The sequence below is a fragment of the Fontisubflavum oceani genome (assembly GCF_030407165.1).
GTDB classification, from domain to species: Bacteria; Pseudomonadota; Alphaproteobacteria; order Rhodobacterales; family Rhodobacteraceae; genus Rhodophyticola; species Rhodophyticola oceani.
The window spans coordinates 1,914,376-1,929,969 of sequence record NZ_CP129111.1 but is presented as its reverse complement, the minus strand read 5'-3'; the positions used below and the strand labels follow the sequence as shown (position 1 = coordinate 1,929,969).

Below are 15,594 nucleotides of genomic sequence, written 5' to 3'. Positions count from 1 at the left end.
CACGTAAGGCAGCGGGGAACGCAGCCTAGAAATCGGTCGGGGCTCCACCCTCTTCCTTACGCTTTGCGACGAAGGCCTGCAGCTCCTCACGGATCGCGATATCCATCGCGGGTGGCTCGAACTCGGCCAAGATGCGCTTGTACATCCGGTGCGCGCGTTCGGCGGTCCAGACGCTGCCATCGAGTTGCCAGGCCTCGAAATTGCGCCAATCCGATAGAAACGGCTGATAAAACGCCGTCTGATAGCGTTCCTGCGTATGGGCGCAGCCGAAGTAGTGCCCGCCTGGCCCCACCTCCCGGATTGCCTCAAGCCCAATCTCGTCATCGCCCGTTGCCCAGAGCGCTGGCTCAAAATACCGCTGAATTTGCTGCAGAATTTCGCAATCCATCACGAATTTCTCTGGTGACGCGATTAACCCGCCTTCAAGCCATCCGGCGGCGTGATACACCATGTTGGTTCCCGACTGCACGGCCGCCCAAAGGCTCTGCGAGGTTTCCCACATCGCCTGCCCATCGGGCACATTCGCCGCACAGACACCGGAAGACCGCATCGGCAGCCCATAGAACCGCGCCATCTGTCCTGTCATCTGTGTGGCACGCATGTATTCCGGGGTGCCGAACGCTGGAGCGCCGGATTTCATGTCGACATTCGAGGTGAAGGTGCCAATCGCCACGGGGCAGCCCGGGTTGATGTATTGCAAGAGTGCAATGGCCGCCAAGCCTTCGGCCAAAGACAGGGCCACGGCGCCCGACATGGTCACCGGTGCCATGGCACCGGCCAGCGTGAAGGGCGTGACCACCGTCGGTTGCCCCCGCCGCGCCAGGCGCATCGCACCGTCCAGCATCGGGAAATCATGTTTCAGCGGCGAGACCGAGTTGATATTGGTATACATCCGCGGCGTGGCGTCGAACTCTTCATGGCTCAGCCCCCCGCGATCCGGACCATTTCCATCACGTCTTCGACCCGCTCCGCCCCAAGCGAATAGGCATGCGCGACTTTGTCGGTCAGGGTCAGCTTCTCATAGAGGCAATCCAGATGCCGAACCGACGGGTGAATATCGATCGGCTCCGGCGCATAGCCGCCCGCGAAATGGATGCAGTTGAAATACTGGGTGAGTTTCAGGAACTCTTTGTAAGTCTCGAAATCGCCGGAGCGTTTGCCGCGCTCCATATCCCATGCATTGGGGGGTGACGAGACATTGCCAAACGTCAGGTAATCGCCGCCGATGACCAACTGCCGATCAAGATTGCGCGGCGTGAGGGTGAAGCTATCGGGCGCATGGCCGATCATCTCCATCACAAACGCCTCATCCATGAAGACGTTTTCGCCGTCGATCTTGCAGCCCGCCTCGGCCAGAATCTCGCGCGCCTCATCGTTCAGAAACTCGATCCCGATTTCGCTCAGGATATGCATCGCCCCTTTATGGATCGCCTGCACACCCTCGTCGTCCAGCGGCTCGGTCGGCTTGTCGGTGTTGCGGATCAACCCCCAGGGCATTTGATCAATCGTCGCCTGACCGGCCCGGTCGGCATGGCCTTTGCGGCCTCCGGAACGACGGCGGCGGGGCGATGGTTCGGCAGTCATATCAAGTCTCTCCCAAGGCGTTCGGCTGAACCAGATTGCCTTGGTCAGGCCGGTTTGGAGGTTCAGATAGCGACCGATCGCGTCGTATTTTGACGATGACCCGGCGTATCGGGTCCATAGGTGGCATCCAGCCACCCCGGGACATGCCCGATATCGGGCAGAACCACTTGCGCCAAATCAGACAAGTCGTCTGCGCCAGCCATGCCGGTCAAAACACCAACCCCAATCATCCCCGCCGCTTGCGCCGCCATCAGGTCATGGCGGCTATCCCCCACCATCAGCACCGTCTCCGGTGCCAGATCAAACTGATCTGAGAACCCAAGGCACATGCCAGGGCCTGGCTTTGCGCCGAACCCGCTATCGGCACCGGCGATATAGTCAAAGGAGGTGTCGACATCGAAGGCCGCGAGATGTGATCGCGCCAAGACCTCAGAATCATTCGTCGCCACGCCAAGACGCACCCCGCGCGTCCGAAGATCATCCAGATAGGGCGCAAGCGGCACAGCCTCGACCATCTGGGCCGTCGCGCCGGACGTGCGCAAAACCGTGATCAAGGCGTCGTGGGTCATATGCGGCAGACCCTGCAGAAGCGCGGATGTCGTCTCGTCCAATGTCCCGGCAATCGCGACGCTGTCCGGCTCAAACCGGCCAGCCGCAAAATCAAACCCAATCCACCGCCCCAGATGAATCGCTTTCTCCGAGTCGCCATCGGCCAAATCCAGCAAGACACCGCTGGCCCAACCCGTCCAGCTGGCCTCGAAATCAAACAGCGTACCGTCTTTGTCGAAAAGAATACCGGTGATCATACTCGATGCCTTTATTCTGTGCCGCATGGGACAAAGCACTGACTGTGACTTGACCATTATGCAACCATAACGCCATTGTATCTGCCATGGATGGCACAAAACCCCGCTTCGGGCTGCATGACAGCATCAGTTTTCACACCTCGCAAACCGCGCGCCTGATTGAGCGGCGGGTTGAAGAGGGTTTGCGCAACTTCGGACTGACCCGGGCCGGCTGGTGTATCTTGCTGGCCGTCGGAGAGGATCAACTAAAGAACCCCTCCGAGATCGCCAGTTTTGTTGGCATCGACCGGACCGCAACATCGCGAGCGCTGCGGCAACTCGAAGATGAGGGGTTGATCGCGCGGAGCATCGGTCGTCAGGATCGCCGCACGACCGAGGTGGCCTTGACCGACGAAGGGCGCCAACGGCTAACCGACGCGATGCCGATTTGCTCGGAGAATATCGCTCATTTCAACGACAAACTCTCCGCAAGTGAACGCGCCGAGTTAAACCGTCTCTTGGGCAAACTCCGCAGCGGCGAAGAAGACAGCGCGCTCGGCTGAGCCACGGGAGTCGATCTCACGTCCAATTCGGAAGATCGCCGCCCGGCAGCGCTTGCCGTGCAAGGCCAAGGTTTTCATAACTCAGGTTCAACGTATCGCAGCATGCCACAACCCAGTCATCGTCCATCAAAATGAACTCCAAAACACCCGCCAGGAACTGTGGATCGGCAGCGCGCTCCTTCACATCATCGACGGATGCGCCGGTTGACCCCAAAAAGACCTCAAAAAGCGCCTGGTCCGTGGCAAGCCATGTAAGTGCCCCTAGGGCAACATTTTCGGCGGAATCCTGCATCATGGGAAAGAGTTGACCTCAACGTTAAATAGTTTGTTAACTTTTCGAGCGCATAGCTGACGTCAAGCCCATGATGGACAGAGTGGAGCTTCGAGTATGACAGGGCGTATCTTAGTCGTCGACGATGTTGCGACCAACCGGATCGTGATGAAGGTAAAACTATCGGTCGCCTATTACGAGGTGATTCAGGCCGATTGTGGGGAAGATGCGCTCAGAAAAGCCAAGTCAGAAAGGCCCGACTTGATCCTTCTGGATGTGCTGATGCCCGATATGAGCGGTGTCACCGTCTGTGAGAAGCTAAAAGCGGACCCTGACACAGCCGACATTCCGGTCATTCTAATCACTGCCATGGCGGATAAAGATAGCAAAATGAAAGGCTTGGAAAAGGGCGCCGATGATTTCCTGACCAAACCCGTGGATGAGATCGCCCTCCTTGCCCGGGTACGCTCTCTCCTGCGCGCCCGCGATACGCAGCGTGAATTGCGCCTCCGCGAAGAGACCTGCGCCGAACTTGGCTTTGCCGAGGGCGCAACGGCGTTTGAAGGCCCTGGTCGAATCGCCCTTGTCGCCCCGGATGGGCCGACTGCTGTGGTCTGGAAACACGCCCTTGAAGGGAAACGCGCCGGCAAAGTGGAGATTGTCCCGCGGGAGCATGCGCTGGCCGAGTTTGGCACAAGGGACGCACCCGACGTTTTTGTGATTTCCGCGGATCTGGCCAGTCGCAATGACGGGCTTCGGCTCCTGTCTGATTTACGCTCCCGACCGGTGACCCGGCATGCAGCCACTCTGATGATTTTGCCCTCTGGCGATGCCGAGCGTGCCGCAATCGCGCTTGATCTCGGCGCTGGCGATATTCTCTATGAGCCGCTGGATGCCGATGAGCTGGCGGTGCGGATCAAAACGCAACTTCGCCGCAAACGGCAGTCTGACCGGCTGCGCTCAACCGTGGATGCGGGGTTGGAACTAGCCGTAACCGACAGCCTGACCGGGCTCCACAATCGGCGCTACGCCTTGCATCACCTGGACCGGATGCTCGCCCATCGTGGGACAAGCATCGCCGTGATGATGCTGGATCTCGACTTTTTCAAAGAGGTGAATGATCGCCACGGCCATGCCGCTGGCGACAGTGTTCTGGCGGTTGTGGCAAAACGGCTTCGAGCGCAGCTCCGCAGCATGGATCTTGTGGCACGGATTGGCGGCGAAGAGTTCCTCGTGGCCATTCCCGATGCAGACAGGACTCGCGCGCTAGAGGTGGCAGAGCGGCTTCGCTTGGCCGTTGGAAGCACCCCGATTATGGTCGCGACCGGGGCGGAACCGATTTCGGTCACGATGAGCGTTGGGATCGCTCTTTCGCAAGAGAGCGAGGATTCCGCCAAAGCGATCCTAAAGCGCGCGGATCAAGCCCTGTATGACTCGAAATCGGAAGGCCGCAACCTCGTCACAATGGCCACCGCCTCCGCCGCATAGCCACAACCGCACCGGTGGCTTGGCAAAATCACGAGGGAAGCACGCTCAAGCGTAGTCGGCTCACGGCCGCCCATCTCGATCAGGCCTGCTCCGCGACAATCGTCTCTGCAGTCGGTCAGCCAGATCGGTACGCGCCTCTGGCGTCATCACGTCCAGTTGATCCAACAAGACCCGATGCCCCTCGGTCTGCAACCCCTGCACATGACCGCGTTGCTGCTGGAAGCGCCGCCGCGGCAGCGGCGCGGTCAAACGGCTCCGTCCGAAGAGCGTCACTGAATGCATGAACGGACCGTCCTAAACCGCGCAGTTCAGGGCGGAACCGATCTGCATCCTCCGCCATCCGCGCCCGTAATGCCGCCCGATCGTCTCGCTCCAGCACAAAAACCATCGGGCCAAGACCCAAGTTCCTCAACGACATCGGCCCATTCTCATCGCCGGACGGTCCACCGATCTTGCCCCAGACCGCGCCCGCGATTACGCCAACAATCATCACATTCGCCACCAACGACAGCACAAGCGCAATCTTCAAGCCACGACCTGCCGGGCGCCGCGCCGACGGTGGATTAGGGGTCTCAACCATGGTGTTCAGCCCTCCTCTAACGCAAATGCCAGGCCATCAATCGCGGGGAACAGCCCCGAGCTATCACCACCGGTCAAGCTCGTCAGTTGCCCGTTCAACAACACATCCACACTCTCGGTGGCATAGACGCCAATCATCAATCCGGTGACCCCCGCCATCGCCAAACCCGACACACCGGGCCAACCGCCAATCGCGCCCAGCACTTGGCCGAACCAACCACCTCGGGCCGATGGGCGGCCTGCGGCACGGCATGAACCGCCGCCGCATCCGCCAAGACCCGCGCCGTCAGATCAACGCTCGGGATGGCATCCTGGCGCGCCTCAGCAAGAAGTGCTGAAAGATCATCCTTATCCGTCACCATAGCCCAATGCCTCCTTCTGACCGGCCAGATTGGCCGCCAGCGCGCGTTTGCCCCGCGCCGTCAAACTTTCCACCGCTTCGGTGCTGATGTCCAACACTGCGGCAATCTCCGGGTTCGACAAACCCTCGATATGCCGCAAAACCACGGCCTGGCGTTGCCGTTCCGGCAACCGCGCCAGCCCCGCATCCAAGGCCGCCATCCGCCCTTGCCGCATCAAGCGCGCCTCGGCACTCTCAGCCTCGTCGGCAGGCTCCTCCACCGCGTCCAGACCGACCGCGCGCCCCGAGCGGCGCAACCGATCCACGACAAGATTGGCAGTGACGCGATAGAGCCACGTGCCCGGCTTCGCCGCGCCATCAGGTCGCCAAGTCGCCGCCGCACGCCAAAGCCGCATCATCGCGTCTTGCGCCACATCTTCGGCCTCGGCCCGATCGCCCAAAACCCGCACGGCATGGCTAAACACACGCGGCAGGAGCCGCGCCGTCAAGACCCGCGCGGCCCCTTGATCTCCATTGGCGTAAAGCACCATCAAGGCACCATCCTCCAACTGATCCAGCTCGGCATCCACCTGCACCATGCCCCTGCTTAGCGTGATCGCGCGCGGGCGACAAAGGCGAAACCCCTGCCGCCAGCGTGCCTGTCTTACCCGCGGTCGCGGCCAAAGAGCCCATGGCCGCCACGCCGCTCGCGCATCCGCTCCGCGGCGTCTTCGAACTCTTCGGCGCTGATCGTGCCGCTGTCATCGGCATCCAAACGGTCGAACATCCGGGCCTGACGCCGTTCTTGCCGGTCTTCGGCGGCGGCCTCCATCTCGGCCTGGCTGATTGCCCCATCTTCGTCGCTATCAAGCCGCTCCAGCATCCGGTCGACACCGGCCTCAACGCGGGCCTGCCCCGCGGCGATCATCTCGTCGCGTGTCAACACCCCGTCGCCATCCGCATCGGCGCGGTCAAACCGGCCCTCGTGATGGTTGAGCATTTCCTCTTGGCTGATCTCGCCATCGCCATTCAGATCCAATTCTTCAAAAAGAACTTGCGGGCCGCGGGGGCCTCCAAATCCTTGGGCCACCACCGGCACGGCCGCAGTCAATGCCACGGATACCAAAACGCCCATAATCACTGCTTTACGAGAGGACATGCGAAACTCCTTTTCTTTGCCTGTCTGCCCCTTTCCACGGGGGCCGATCAGAGTTCCGTCGAATTATTTTGGCATCGTATCATCGCGACGAAACGCCTCTCTGTCCGGCAGCACATCCAGGTGCTAAGTCAGGACGCAGGAAACGACAGTATATCAGAGTCCCCATGACCCATGTCCCCGACAGACCTGCCTTTGAGGCAGGTTCACCCGAACGCCCGACTTGGCCCGCCATGCGCCGCGGCCTGCGCCAGCGTTGCCCCAATTGCGGCGAGGGCACGATTTTTAAGAGCTATCTGAAACTGCGTCCGTCTTGCGGCACCTGTGGCGAAGACTTGTCTCATGCGCGTGCCGATGATGGCCCGGCTTATCTGACAATCCTGGTCACCGCGAAAATCCTCGGCACACTGATGCTGTTTGTCTTTGAGCGTTGGCAACCTGGGCCATACGTCCTCGCGGCGGTGTTTTCGGTTGGCGCGATCCTTATGTCTCTATACCTCTTGCCCAGGTTCAAAGGCATGATTGTGGGGATTCAATGGGCCAAACGGATGCACGGATTCTGACCAAGCGATCGATCCTTTCGCAGGGCGGATCATGACCGATCAGCCGGACAAAACCGCCATCCGCGATGCGGCGACGATCATCGTTTTGCGCGATGCCGCCACGCGCCCGCGCGTCTTGATGGGCCAACGCGGCCACAGCGCTGTCTTCATGCCCTCGAAATTCGTGTTTCCCGGCGGCGCGGTGGATGCTGTGGACGCCACCATTCCTTTAGGCCGCGCACCCGCACCGACTGCCCGCACACAACTCGCCGCCAAAGCATTGACCCCGCCCGAAGCGCTGATCGCTGCGGCGACCCGGGAGCTTTGGGAAGAAACCGGCCTGCTTCTGGGCCATGCCGACCCGCGCACCAATGCCTTTGAGGCTCCGAAAGGCTGGCGCGGCTATCTGGCCACCGGGCACCTGCCCGATGGGGCCGCGCTTGATTTTATTTTTCGCGCCATCACGCCGCCCGGGCGCCCGCGCCGCTTCGATGCCCGGTTTTTCTTGGCCGAGGCCGAGCACCTGGCCAATGACCCCGATGATTTCTCCCGTGCAGAGGATGAGCTGAGCCATCTGCAATGGATCGCGCTCGACGAGGCCCGCAGCTTCGATATGCCGTTCATCACCGAAGTGGTCCTGGCCGAACTTGCCGCGCGCCTGAACGGCACCGCGTATGACGGGGTGCCGTTTTTCAACAACGCCGATGAAACCAGCCGGTTCGAGCGACTCTAAGCCCGGCTACAGCCCGAAAACCCGCTCCCCCAGACTCAGCCAGAGCGGCATGGTCGCGAAGCTCAACAAAGTTTGCATGGTGATCATCGCCGCCATCAAAGGCGCATCGCCGCCCAATTGCCGCGCCAACGTGTAGGCCGCAACGCCCGTGGGCAGCGCGCCATAGATCAGCGCCACCTGGGCGCTCAGCGGCGACAGCCCGAACGCCATGGCCGCCAGCATAATCACCGCCGGGAACACCACGATCTTGCCAAAAGCCGCCAAGACCAAAGGTGCGGCATCCGCGCTCAACCCCCTCAGTTTCAAATTCGCGCCGACGCAGAGCAACATGATCGGCAGGGCCGCCTGCCCTAAAACCGACAGCGTGTCGTGTAAGACGGGCACCATGCCGATCCCCGCCAAGTTGAAGGCCAAAGCCGCGAGGATCGAAAGGATCAACGGATTGGTGACGAGGTTTTTCACCGCGCCCCAGACCGCGCCGCCGCCCGGCTGCCGCAGCATCACAGTGAACAGCCCCACCACGGTCAGGTTCACCACCGGCACCAACACCGCCGCTCCCAGAACCGCCAATTGCAAGCCGGGCGCGCCATAAAGCGCCTCGGCCACGGCAAGCGCGATGAAGGTGTTAAACCGCCCCGCCCCTTGCATGATCGACGTGCCAACCGGCCCGCCGCGCCGCAAGATCAGCGCCGCAATCACCCCAAAGACCACGCCGGCGAAGAAACCCGCATAGAGCGCGGTTGCAAATCCGCCCAGCCCCGCCTCGCTCAGATCAGCGGTCGAGATACGCACGAAAAACAGCGCCGGCATGAGCACGAAATAGACCAGCCGGTCGTTGAGGTTCCAGAACTCTTCCGATGGGATACCGCCACGCCGCAGCGCGTAACCCATCATAATCAAAACAAAAATAGGTGCGATGGCGAGGGCGATGGCCATCTCAGAAGCTCCCCAGAAAGATCAAACCGATCGAGGCCACGATCAACACAATGCCGCCGATCTCTTTGCTCGATGATCGTTCGCGCAACCAAAAGACGGAGAAGAGGAAGGTGAAGACCAGCTCGATCTGGCCCAGGGCTTTCACATATGCCGCCGTTTGCAGGGTGAAGGCGGTGAACCAGCCGAGCGAACCCAGCATTGAGGTCAGCCCGACCAGCCCTGACACCCGCCAAGAGGCCAGCACTTTGGCAATCTCTCCCCGCTCGCGCCAGGCCAGCCAAGCCCCGAGCGTCACCGTTTGCACCGCCGTTGCCGCGGCAAGCGTGAAGGCCGCGCGCAGGAACACATCGCCATCGGGCAGCGACAGGGACGCGCCGCGATAGCCCACCGCCGAGATGCCGAAGAGCACGCCCGAGGCCAGACCATAGCCCGAGGCCACGTTGAACACCCGCGCGCGCCAGGACAGGACGACATCGGTTTTCGGCGGGTCCGAGAGAAGCAGGACGCCAATGAACCCCACGGCGATGGCCGCGACAATAGGCGGCGACACCGCCTCCCCCAGAACCACCAAGCCGATCAACGCCGTCAGGATCACCTCGGTCTTTTTCAGGGTGATCCCCACGGCGAAATTCCGATGGGCGAAAAGGGCCACGACACACATCGTCGCCAGCATCTGCGCCATCCCGCCCGAGACCACGAAGGCCCAGAACCGCCCATCCGGCAGGGGCAGCGCCTGCTCAGAGACAGTCGCGTAAACCCCGACGATCACGGCCACCAGTGGCGCGGAATAGAGGAACCGCGCCCAGGTAGCGCCGCCGGTCGACAGCGTCGTCACCTTCAAATGCCGCTGCAACAGAAACCGCAGATTCTGCATAAACGCGGCAAAGATGGTGACGGGGATCCAAAGGGGCATGCCCCCTCTTCGCGCCTAACGCCCTGGTTTACAAGTCAGTTTCGCGGCCAAAGCGGATGTGGCACCGGGTCTTTGGCGCGGAACAGATGGCGCCGGAAAATCTCGCCATAGGACCGGTAGAGATAGCCGTCATTGCGCTGCAAATAACTGTCTTTATTGGCGAAATATGTGGTTGGTATCCGATACCAGGGCAGGCGCGGATGCATGTGATGGACCACGTGGAAATTGTTGTTAAGGAACAAAAACGCCAGCAAACCGCGATCTTCAATGATCACCGTCCGCCCGCTGGCCCGCTCATGCGCGCGGTGCTCTAAGAAGGTTCGGATTTTCAGAACCGCAACCCCGATATAGGCCGCCAACAGATAGGCCCAGACCGGCAGCGGCGACAGAACCACCAAAGCGACAACAGACACAATCGTCACGAGGTGCCAGACCCACGCCATGAGAGTACCCCGATCCCCGCCCCGGATCAGCCGCCAATCGCCCGCCATAAACGCCGCTTGCGACACAATCGGCCCCAAAACAAGCCGCCCGATCAGGGTGTTATTGGCCGCGAGCACCGCCCGCACGACCCAAGGCAGCCGGTCCCAGACAGCCGGGTCCAAATAGTTGGTTTCGGGGTCGTCATAAGGGTCGGTGAGGTTGCTATCGAGGTGATGATCCAGATGCATATCGCGGAACCGGATGAACGGAATGCAGAGGTTCAACGACGGAAACACCACCACCTCGCTCAACCGCCGGTTCGGGAACGGATGCCCATGGGTGACCTCATGCTGCAAGGACGACTGCAGCGCGATGGTGAACGCCGCCACTGCAATCGCGAGCGGCAACCAGATCATCGGCAGCCAGAACAGCGCCAAAATCCAGCTCAGATATGTCAGCACAATCAAAGAAACGGTCGGCCATTCGACGCGCATTCACCACCTCATGTTGTTGAGCACAGCGTCCCCAGCCGTGCCTTATCTGCCTAACAGGGCTTGCGTTTTTGCGGCAGTCCGGGTTTTCTCAGCGTAAATCCAACGATGGTGATAATATTCAACGATGGTGGAGATACTCGACAAACGCCACCGTGCCGCTCTGTTCCGAGAGCGGCTGACTGCGGCTCTGATGAGTTCGGGCCTGTCCCGCGCCGGGCTCGCCCGCGCCATTGCCGTGGATCGCTCAACCGTGACACAGCTTCTGATGGCCGATGATGCGCGGATGCCTGGCGGCCAGGTCGTGGCTGCCACAGCCCAGGCGCTTGGCGTGTCATCCGACTGGCTTTTGGGCCTCACGGACCGGCCCGAATTGGCCGGCGATATCCTCGCCACCAGCCTGTCGGTGACCGAAACCGGCCGGGCCAGCGCCATCGATGACCAAATCTTCGCCTGGCATGAAGAGGCCGCCGGGTTCAAAATCCGCCATGTGCCCGCGACCCTGCCCGATATGCTCAAAACCCATGGCGTGATGCGGTGGGAATATGCCCCCACGATGAACCGCCGCCCGGATCAGGCGATTGGCGCCGCCGAGGCACGGCTCGATTGGATGCGGAGCAGTCGAAGCGATTACGAGATCGCGCTGCCGATCCATGAGCTGGAGTGTTTCGCCCTCGGTCAGGGCTATTACACCGGGCTCAGCGCGGAGCTGCGCCGCGAACAGATCGACTGGATCATCGACGTCTATGACCAGCTTTACCCGACGCTCCGGCTGTTTATTTTCGATGCCCACCGGGTGTTTTCCGCCCCGATCACCGTCTTTGGCCCGAAAATGGCGGTGATCTATATGGGCCGGCATTATGTGGCCTTCCGGGATCGCGACCGGGTGCAGGGGGTGAGTCAGCATTTCGACTGGTTGATCCGCGAAAGCCTGGCCTCTGCCCGGCAGATCCCCAAGATCCTCAGCGCGCTCCGCAACCGGATCGACGATTAGCGCGGCTGCCCCACGGCCCGGCCCAACCCGTCAGGTGGCGGCAGGGCCGCATGCGCCGCTGCCACGCCCGCAAAGAACAGCCCGACCCGCTCCGGCGGCGCGGCAGGCCGCCGGGTCTCGAGATTCACATGCAGCAGCATCTGCTCGCCCGTGGCCACCATGTCCGCGCCGCGCCGCATCTCATGCCAAAGGTGCAGCCGCTTGCCACCGCCGTCCAACACCCGCGTGGTCACCGTGATCTGATCACCGATATCGACCTCGCCCAGATGGCGTAAATGAGTCTCGACCGAAAACACGCTCTGCCCCGCCGCGATGCACTCCGCATCCATCCCGGCCCAAAGCAACAACCGATCCGTCGCATTGGAAAACGCGGTCAGATAGTGGGTCTCGTTCATATGCCCATTATAATCCACCCAATCCGGCGGCACCTGCCGGTCCAGCGTCACGGGCGGCGCGCTCATATCCGGCATCGCGGGCGCAAGCGCCACCTCATGCGCCGCCAGCATCGCCCCAATCCCATCGGCGTTCCGCGCCTTTAAGGTGCGCAAAACCGCAACCGCCGTTTCCGGCGACAGCCCGGTAAGAAGTGGCACCGGGTCTGGCGCCACCAAGACGCGCATTCCAATGCTTTGCAAGATCGACCGGGCCTTGGTCATCACCGGCTCCGGCGTCTTCCGCCCCGCCTGCAACACCACACACCGGCGAAAGCCAAATCGGCCCTTCGGCGGCTACGGTCACGATCTGCTCTGGCCGCGTTGCGCAATCCTGCAGCTCATCCGCATCGGCACTCTTGGATCGCGCCGCGATGATGGCATTTTCGGCCAAACTGGCTTGGACCGCTTGGTACATTTTCCGCTTCAGCGCCAAACGGTCGGGCAATCCATCCTGCACCCAATCGACGCCACTTACAGCCTCGGCCAAGCTGTTGTGATAGGTGATTGCACCGGCCGGTGGCAAAGCCACGTCATAAAGCGCGGGCAGACAGGCGCGTGCCGCGAGAATCGCCCCGCTCAAACGCGTTTTGGCTTTTGGCGCAGGGTCGAAGACCCGCACATGCCACCCCATCAATGCAAAGCGCGCGGCCCAACCAACACCGGTCTTACCAGCACCCAAAACGGCCATCTGACCCGTCATGCGATCCCCCTTGGCCTGACGTTCGGCAAGCGTAGCGGCGCTTGGTCCTGCGGCTCAATAGGGCATCGGAATTGCACGATGCGTGGTGTTGATTTCGGCCAACACTTCGTCCGATAGCGTCACCTCCAACCCGCTCAAAATATAGGCCAGTTGGTCAGAGGTCGTTGCCCCGAGGATCGAACAGACCGGGAAGGGCCGCTGCACCGTGAAGGCCAGCGCCATGTGGATCGGGTCAAGCCCATGGCGGTCGGCGATCTCATGATACGCGGCCACCGCTTGATCGGCCCGGTCGGTTTTGCGGCCACTCAGTGTCTCGTTCAGCGACATCCGCGAGCCTTCGGGCACCGCACCGCCTTGGTATTTGCCGGTCAGAAGCCCCGCCGCAAGCGGTGAGAAGGCCAAAAGCGTGACATGCTCATTGACGGCCAGCTCTGCCAAATCGCTGTCAAACTGCCGGCAAAGCAGGGAATACTCGTTCTGGATCGACGCAATGCGTGGCAACCCGCGTTCTTCGCTCAGGCGCAGCCACTGCGCTGTGCCCCATGCGCTGTCATTCGAGAGCGCGAGATGCCCCAATTTGCCCGCTTTGACCAAACTCTCCGCCGCGTCCAGCACATCGCCCATATGCGCCAGCGTCGCAGCCTTGTCTTGCCCCGACGGATCATAATCCCAGATCTGCCGGAAATGGTAGGAGCCCCGATTGGGCCAGTGCATTTGGTAGAGATCGATCCGGTCCGTGTTCAACCTCTTCAATGAGCCTTCAAACGCCTCCAAAAACGTCGGGCCGGTGATGTCCTGACCGGGGCGCACAAAGCCCTCATTTCGCCCGGCGACTTTCGTGGCCAGCACGAAATCCGCGCGGCGTGCCGGATTGGCCGCGATCCAACAGCCGAGAATCGCTTCGGTATCGCCAACGGTTTCCGCCCGGACTGGATTTACCGGATACATCTCGGCGGTATCGACGATGTTGATCCCCGCCTCCAGCGCCATATCCATCTGCCGAAACGCGTCGGCCTCAGGGGTCTGACTGCCCCAGGTCATCGTACCCAGGCAGTAGTTGGTGATCTGGGTCGTGCTCTGCCCAAGGGGGATCATCTTCATCGCTGTCGGTCCTCGCTCCGCCTGTCCGGCCCCAGAGGTAGCCATGCGAGCGCAAGAGACAAGTCGAAACCCAGACAGCGCCGCAATAGGTTACAAAAAACGCGCCTTTGGCGGCTTTTTGTAACCTATTCTGCAGCCCACGCCGTCCGCCCGACCCGGCCCGTCCGGTCGCCACGCGCGCCCAACCGCCCGCTAAGGGCTCCCGGCAGGGGCGCGCGGCGGGCAGTCCCGCCGCCCCGTTTGCGACATCCCGAAAGACGCAAACCCGCCAGACCCGCCAAAACACCCATGCCAGTCTTCCCCCAAATCACAGACCGGTCCCATGCGCCTTATCCTTTCTTTCACCGCCCTTTTTCTCTCGGTCATCCTTCTCCAACTCAGCTCCGGCGGCGTCGGCCCGCTCGATGTTCTCTCCGGCACCGCGCTTGGCTTCACAAATGGCCAAATCGGCCTTCTCGGTTCGGCCCATTTCCTGGGCTTTTTTATCGGCTGTTGGTGGGCGCCGCGCCTGATGGGGTCGGTCGGCCATTCCCGCGCCTTTGCCGCCTTTACCGCGACCGGCGCCATCGGGCTTCTCGCGCATATGCTGGTGATCGACGCCTATGCCTGGGCCGCCATGCGGATCGCTTCGGGCATGTGCGTTGCGGGCTGTTACACGGTGATCGAGGCCTGGCTGCAATCCAAGGTCACCAATGCCACGCGTGGCCGCGCCATGGGCACCTATCGCATGGTCGACACCGGCGGATCGCTGTGCGCGCAGCTCCTGATTGGTGTGCTCGCGCCCGCCTCCTATGTCTCGTACAACATCCTCGCCATTCTCTGCTGCGCCGCCCTTCTCCCGCTGACGCTGACGCGCACCTCGCAGCCTGAAACCCCCGCCGCCCCGCGGCTCCGGCCCATCCTCGCCTGGCGTCTTTCGCCCCTGGCGGTGGCCGGCGTGGTGGTCGCAGGTCTCGGCAGCGCGGCCTTCCGGATGGTCGGCCCGCTTTATGGCCAAGAGGTCGGCCTCCGCCCCGATCAAATCGGCTTTTTCCTGGCCGCCTTCGTGCTCGGCGGCGCACTGATGCAAATCCCTGCGGGCTGGTTGGCCGACCGGTATGATCGCCGTTGGGTCTTGATCGGCTTCTCCGCTGCCGCGATTTTCGCCAGCGCCACCACCGCCGCCCTTGCAGGGCTCGGCACCATCGCGATCTTCAGCGGCGCGCTCCTTTTCGGTGCCCTCACCTTTCCGATCTATTCGATCTCAGCGGCCCATGCCCATGACTGGGCCGATGATAGCCAGCGGGTCGAACTCTCAGCAGCGCTGATGTTCTTCTTCGCCCTCGGAGCGATCATCGCGCCTTATGCCAGTTCGGCGTTGATCACGCTCTTCGGACCGCCCGCGCTTTTTGTCTTCATCGGCGCAAGCCATGTCGTCTTGCTCCTTTACGGCCTCTACCGAATGGGCCGGCGCGCCGCCGCCGACAAGCGCAGCCCTTATGTCTGGATTCCGCGCACCTCGTTCCAAGTGGGCCGTATCTTCCGCCGACCTCGCTGAGCTGTGACGCGTCTTGCGCAGCAA

The 15,594-nt window shown here is 61.9% G+C and carries 19 protein-coding genes and 1 pseudogene; 6 read left to right on the top strand and 14 right to left on the bottom strand.

The genetic code is table 11. The features are described 5' to 3' along the window. Positions 1–25: 25 nt before the first annotated feature. Together QTA57_RS10010 and QTA57_RS10005 are read right to left on the bottom strand one after the other, a co-directional pair. Positions 26–1,584, bottom strand: a pseudogene (locus QTA57_RS10010) (trimethylamine methyltransferase family protein). Between the two features lie 62 nt (positions 1,585–1,646). Beyond that, on the bottom strand, positions 1,647–2,390 hold the full coding sequence (locus QTA57_RS10005) for an HAD family hydrolase (protein WP_290151294.1): 744 nt from the start codon (positions 2,388–2,390) through the stop codon (positions 1,647–1,649). An 86-nt stretch (positions 2,391–2,476) separates the two neighbouring features. Here QTA57_RS10005 and QTA57_RS10000 point away from each other — a divergent pair, with 86 nt between their 5' ends. Then, positions 2,477–2,932 carry a MarR family winged helix-turn-helix transcriptional regulator gene (locus QTA57_RS10000; protein ID WP_290151293.1) on the top strand — a complete coding sequence of 152 codons (456 nt, stop codon included), beginning with the start codon at positions 2,477–2,479 and terminating at the stop codon, positions 2,930–2,932. Between the two features lie 16 nt (positions 2,933–2,948). On the opposite strand, the gene QTA57_RS09995 is transcribed toward QTA57_RS10000, so the two are convergent. Next, positions 2,949–3,227: a DUF3572 domain-containing protein gene (locus QTA57_RS09995; RefSeq protein WP_290151292.1), complete on the bottom strand. Its 279-nt coding sequence runs from the start codon at positions 3,225–3,227 to the stop codon at positions 2,949–2,951. Positions 3,228–3,320: 93 nt separating this feature from the next. Between QTA57_RS09995 and QTA57_RS09990 the strand changes: the two genes are divergently transcribed. Beyond that, positions 3,321–4,691, top strand: a complete 1,371-nt coding sequence (locus tag QTA57_RS09990) for a diguanylate cyclase (RefSeq protein ID WP_290151291.1) — start codon at positions 3,321–3,323, stop codon at positions 4,689–4,691. Between the two features lie 115 nt (positions 4,692–4,806). Here QTA57_RS09990 and QTA57_RS09985 read toward each other — a convergent pair whose 3' ends face one another. The 5 genes from QTA57_RS09985 to QTA57_RS09965 all read right to left on the bottom strand — a co-directional run bounded on the left by QTA57_RS09985 (position 4,807) and on the right by QTA57_RS09965 (position 6,769). After that, complete coding sequence (locus QTA57_RS09985; protein WP_290151290.1) at positions 4,807–5,271, bottom strand: periplasmic heavy metal sensor; 465 nt, start codon at positions 5,269–5,271, stop codon at positions 4,807–4,809. Between the two features lie 5 nt (positions 5,272–5,276). After that, entirely contained in the window at positions 5,277–5,429 is a 153-nt protein-coding gene (locus QTA57_RS09980; protein WP_290151288.1) for a hypothetical protein, read from the bottom strand. Beyond that, complete coding sequence (locus QTA57_RS09975; RefSeq protein WP_290151286.1) at positions 5,408–5,632, bottom strand: hypothetical protein; 225 nt, start codon at positions 5,630–5,632, stop codon at positions 5,408–5,410. The genes QTA57_RS09980 and QTA57_RS09975 overlap by 22 nt, the downstream gene beginning before the upstream one ends. Next, complete coding sequence (locus QTA57_RS09970; protein ID WP_171561819.1) at positions 5,619–6,209, bottom strand: RNA polymerase sigma factor; 591 nt, start codon at positions 6,207–6,209, stop codon at positions 5,619–5,621. The genes QTA57_RS09975 and QTA57_RS09970 overlap by 14 nt, the downstream gene beginning before the upstream one ends. Positions 6,210–6,274: 65 nt before the next feature. Then, on the bottom strand, positions 6,275–6,769 hold the full coding sequence (locus tag QTA57_RS09965; protein ID WP_290151285.1) for an EF-hand domain-containing protein: 495 nt from the start codon (positions 6,767–6,769) through the stop codon (positions 6,275–6,277). Positions 6,770–6,933: 164 nt separating this feature from the next. On the opposite strand from QTA57_RS09965, the gene QTA57_RS09960 reads away from it, so the two are divergent. Continuing rightward, positions 6,934–7,329 (top strand): DUF983 domain-containing protein, encoded by a 396-nt coding sequence (locus QTA57_RS09960; RefSeq protein WP_290151284.1) that lies wholly within the window; start codon positions 6,934–6,936, stop codon positions 7,327–7,329. A gap of 31 nt (positions 7,330–7,360) precedes the next feature. Next, positions 7,361–8,041: an NUDIX hydrolase gene (locus QTA57_RS09955; RefSeq protein ID WP_290151283.1), complete on the top strand. Its 681-nt coding sequence runs from the start codon at positions 7,361–7,363 to the stop codon at positions 8,039–8,041. A gap of 6 nt (positions 8,042–8,047) precedes the next feature. Here the strand turns inward: QTA57_RS09955 and QTA57_RS09950 are convergent, their stop codons facing one another. Genes QTA57_RS09950 through QTA57_RS09940 form a run of 3 tightly spaced genes read right to left on the bottom strand, consistent with a single transcriptional unit; the run spans position 8,048 to position 10,807 of the window. Beyond that, positions 8,048–8,977, bottom strand: coding sequence for an AEC family transporter (locus QTA57_RS09950; protein ID WP_290151282.1), 930 nt, complete (start codon positions 8,975–8,977; stop codon positions 8,048–8,050). Position 8,978: 1 nt separating this feature from the next. After that, positions 8,979–9,890 carry a DMT family transporter gene (locus QTA57_RS09945; protein ID WP_290151281.1) on the bottom strand — a complete coding sequence of 304 codons (912 nt, stop codon included), beginning with the start codon at positions 9,888–9,890 and terminating at the stop codon, positions 8,979–8,981. 35 nt (positions 9,891–9,925) lie between these two features. Beyond that, on the bottom strand, positions 9,926–10,807 hold the full coding sequence (locus QTA57_RS09940) for a fatty acid desaturase (RefSeq protein WP_290151280.1): 882 nt from the start codon (positions 10,805–10,807) through the stop codon (positions 9,926–9,928). A 124-nt stretch (positions 10,808–10,931) separates the two neighbouring features. Here QTA57_RS09940 and QTA57_RS09935 point away from each other — a divergent pair, with 124 nt between their 5' ends. Continuing rightward, the gene (locus QTA57_RS09935; RefSeq protein ID WP_290151279.1) at positions 10,932–11,798 is read left to right on the top strand and encodes a helix-turn-helix domain-containing protein; all 867 of its coding nucleotides are present in this window, start codon (positions 10,932–10,934) and stop codon (positions 11,796–11,798) included. Here QTA57_RS09935 and QTA57_RS09930 read toward each other — a convergent pair. The 3 genes from QTA57_RS09930 to QTA57_RS09920 all read right to left on the bottom strand — a co-directional run bounded on the left by QTA57_RS09930 (position 11,795) and on the right by QTA57_RS09920 (position 14,033). Next, complete coding sequence (locus tag QTA57_RS09930) at positions 11,795–12,193, bottom strand: thioesterase family protein (RefSeq protein WP_290154857.1); 399 nt, start codon at positions 12,191–12,193, stop codon at positions 11,795–11,797. The genes QTA57_RS09935 and QTA57_RS09930 overlap by 4 nt on opposite strands. A gap of 94 nt (positions 12,194–12,287) precedes the next feature. Continuing rightward, on the bottom strand, positions 12,288–12,932 hold the full coding sequence (locus tag QTA57_RS09925) for a 3-hydroxyacyl-CoA dehydrogenase NAD-binding domain-containing protein (protein ID WP_290151278.1): 645 nt from the start codon (positions 12,930–12,932) through the stop codon (positions 12,288–12,290). Between the two features lie 54 nt (positions 12,933–12,986). Further along, a complete protein-coding gene (locus QTA57_RS09920; protein WP_290151277.1) occupies positions 12,987–14,033 on the bottom strand; it encodes an aldo/keto reductase in 1,047 nt (348 codons plus the stop codon). A 322-nt stretch (positions 14,034–14,355) separates the two neighbouring features. On the opposite strand from QTA57_RS09920, the gene QTA57_RS09915 reads away from it, so the two are divergent. Next, the gene (locus QTA57_RS09915; RefSeq protein ID WP_290151276.1) at positions 14,356–15,570 is read left to right on the top strand and encodes an MFS transporter; all 1,215 of its coding nucleotides are present in this window, start codon (positions 14,356–14,358) and stop codon (positions 15,568–15,570) included. Positions 15,571–15,594: the final 24 nt, after the last annotated feature.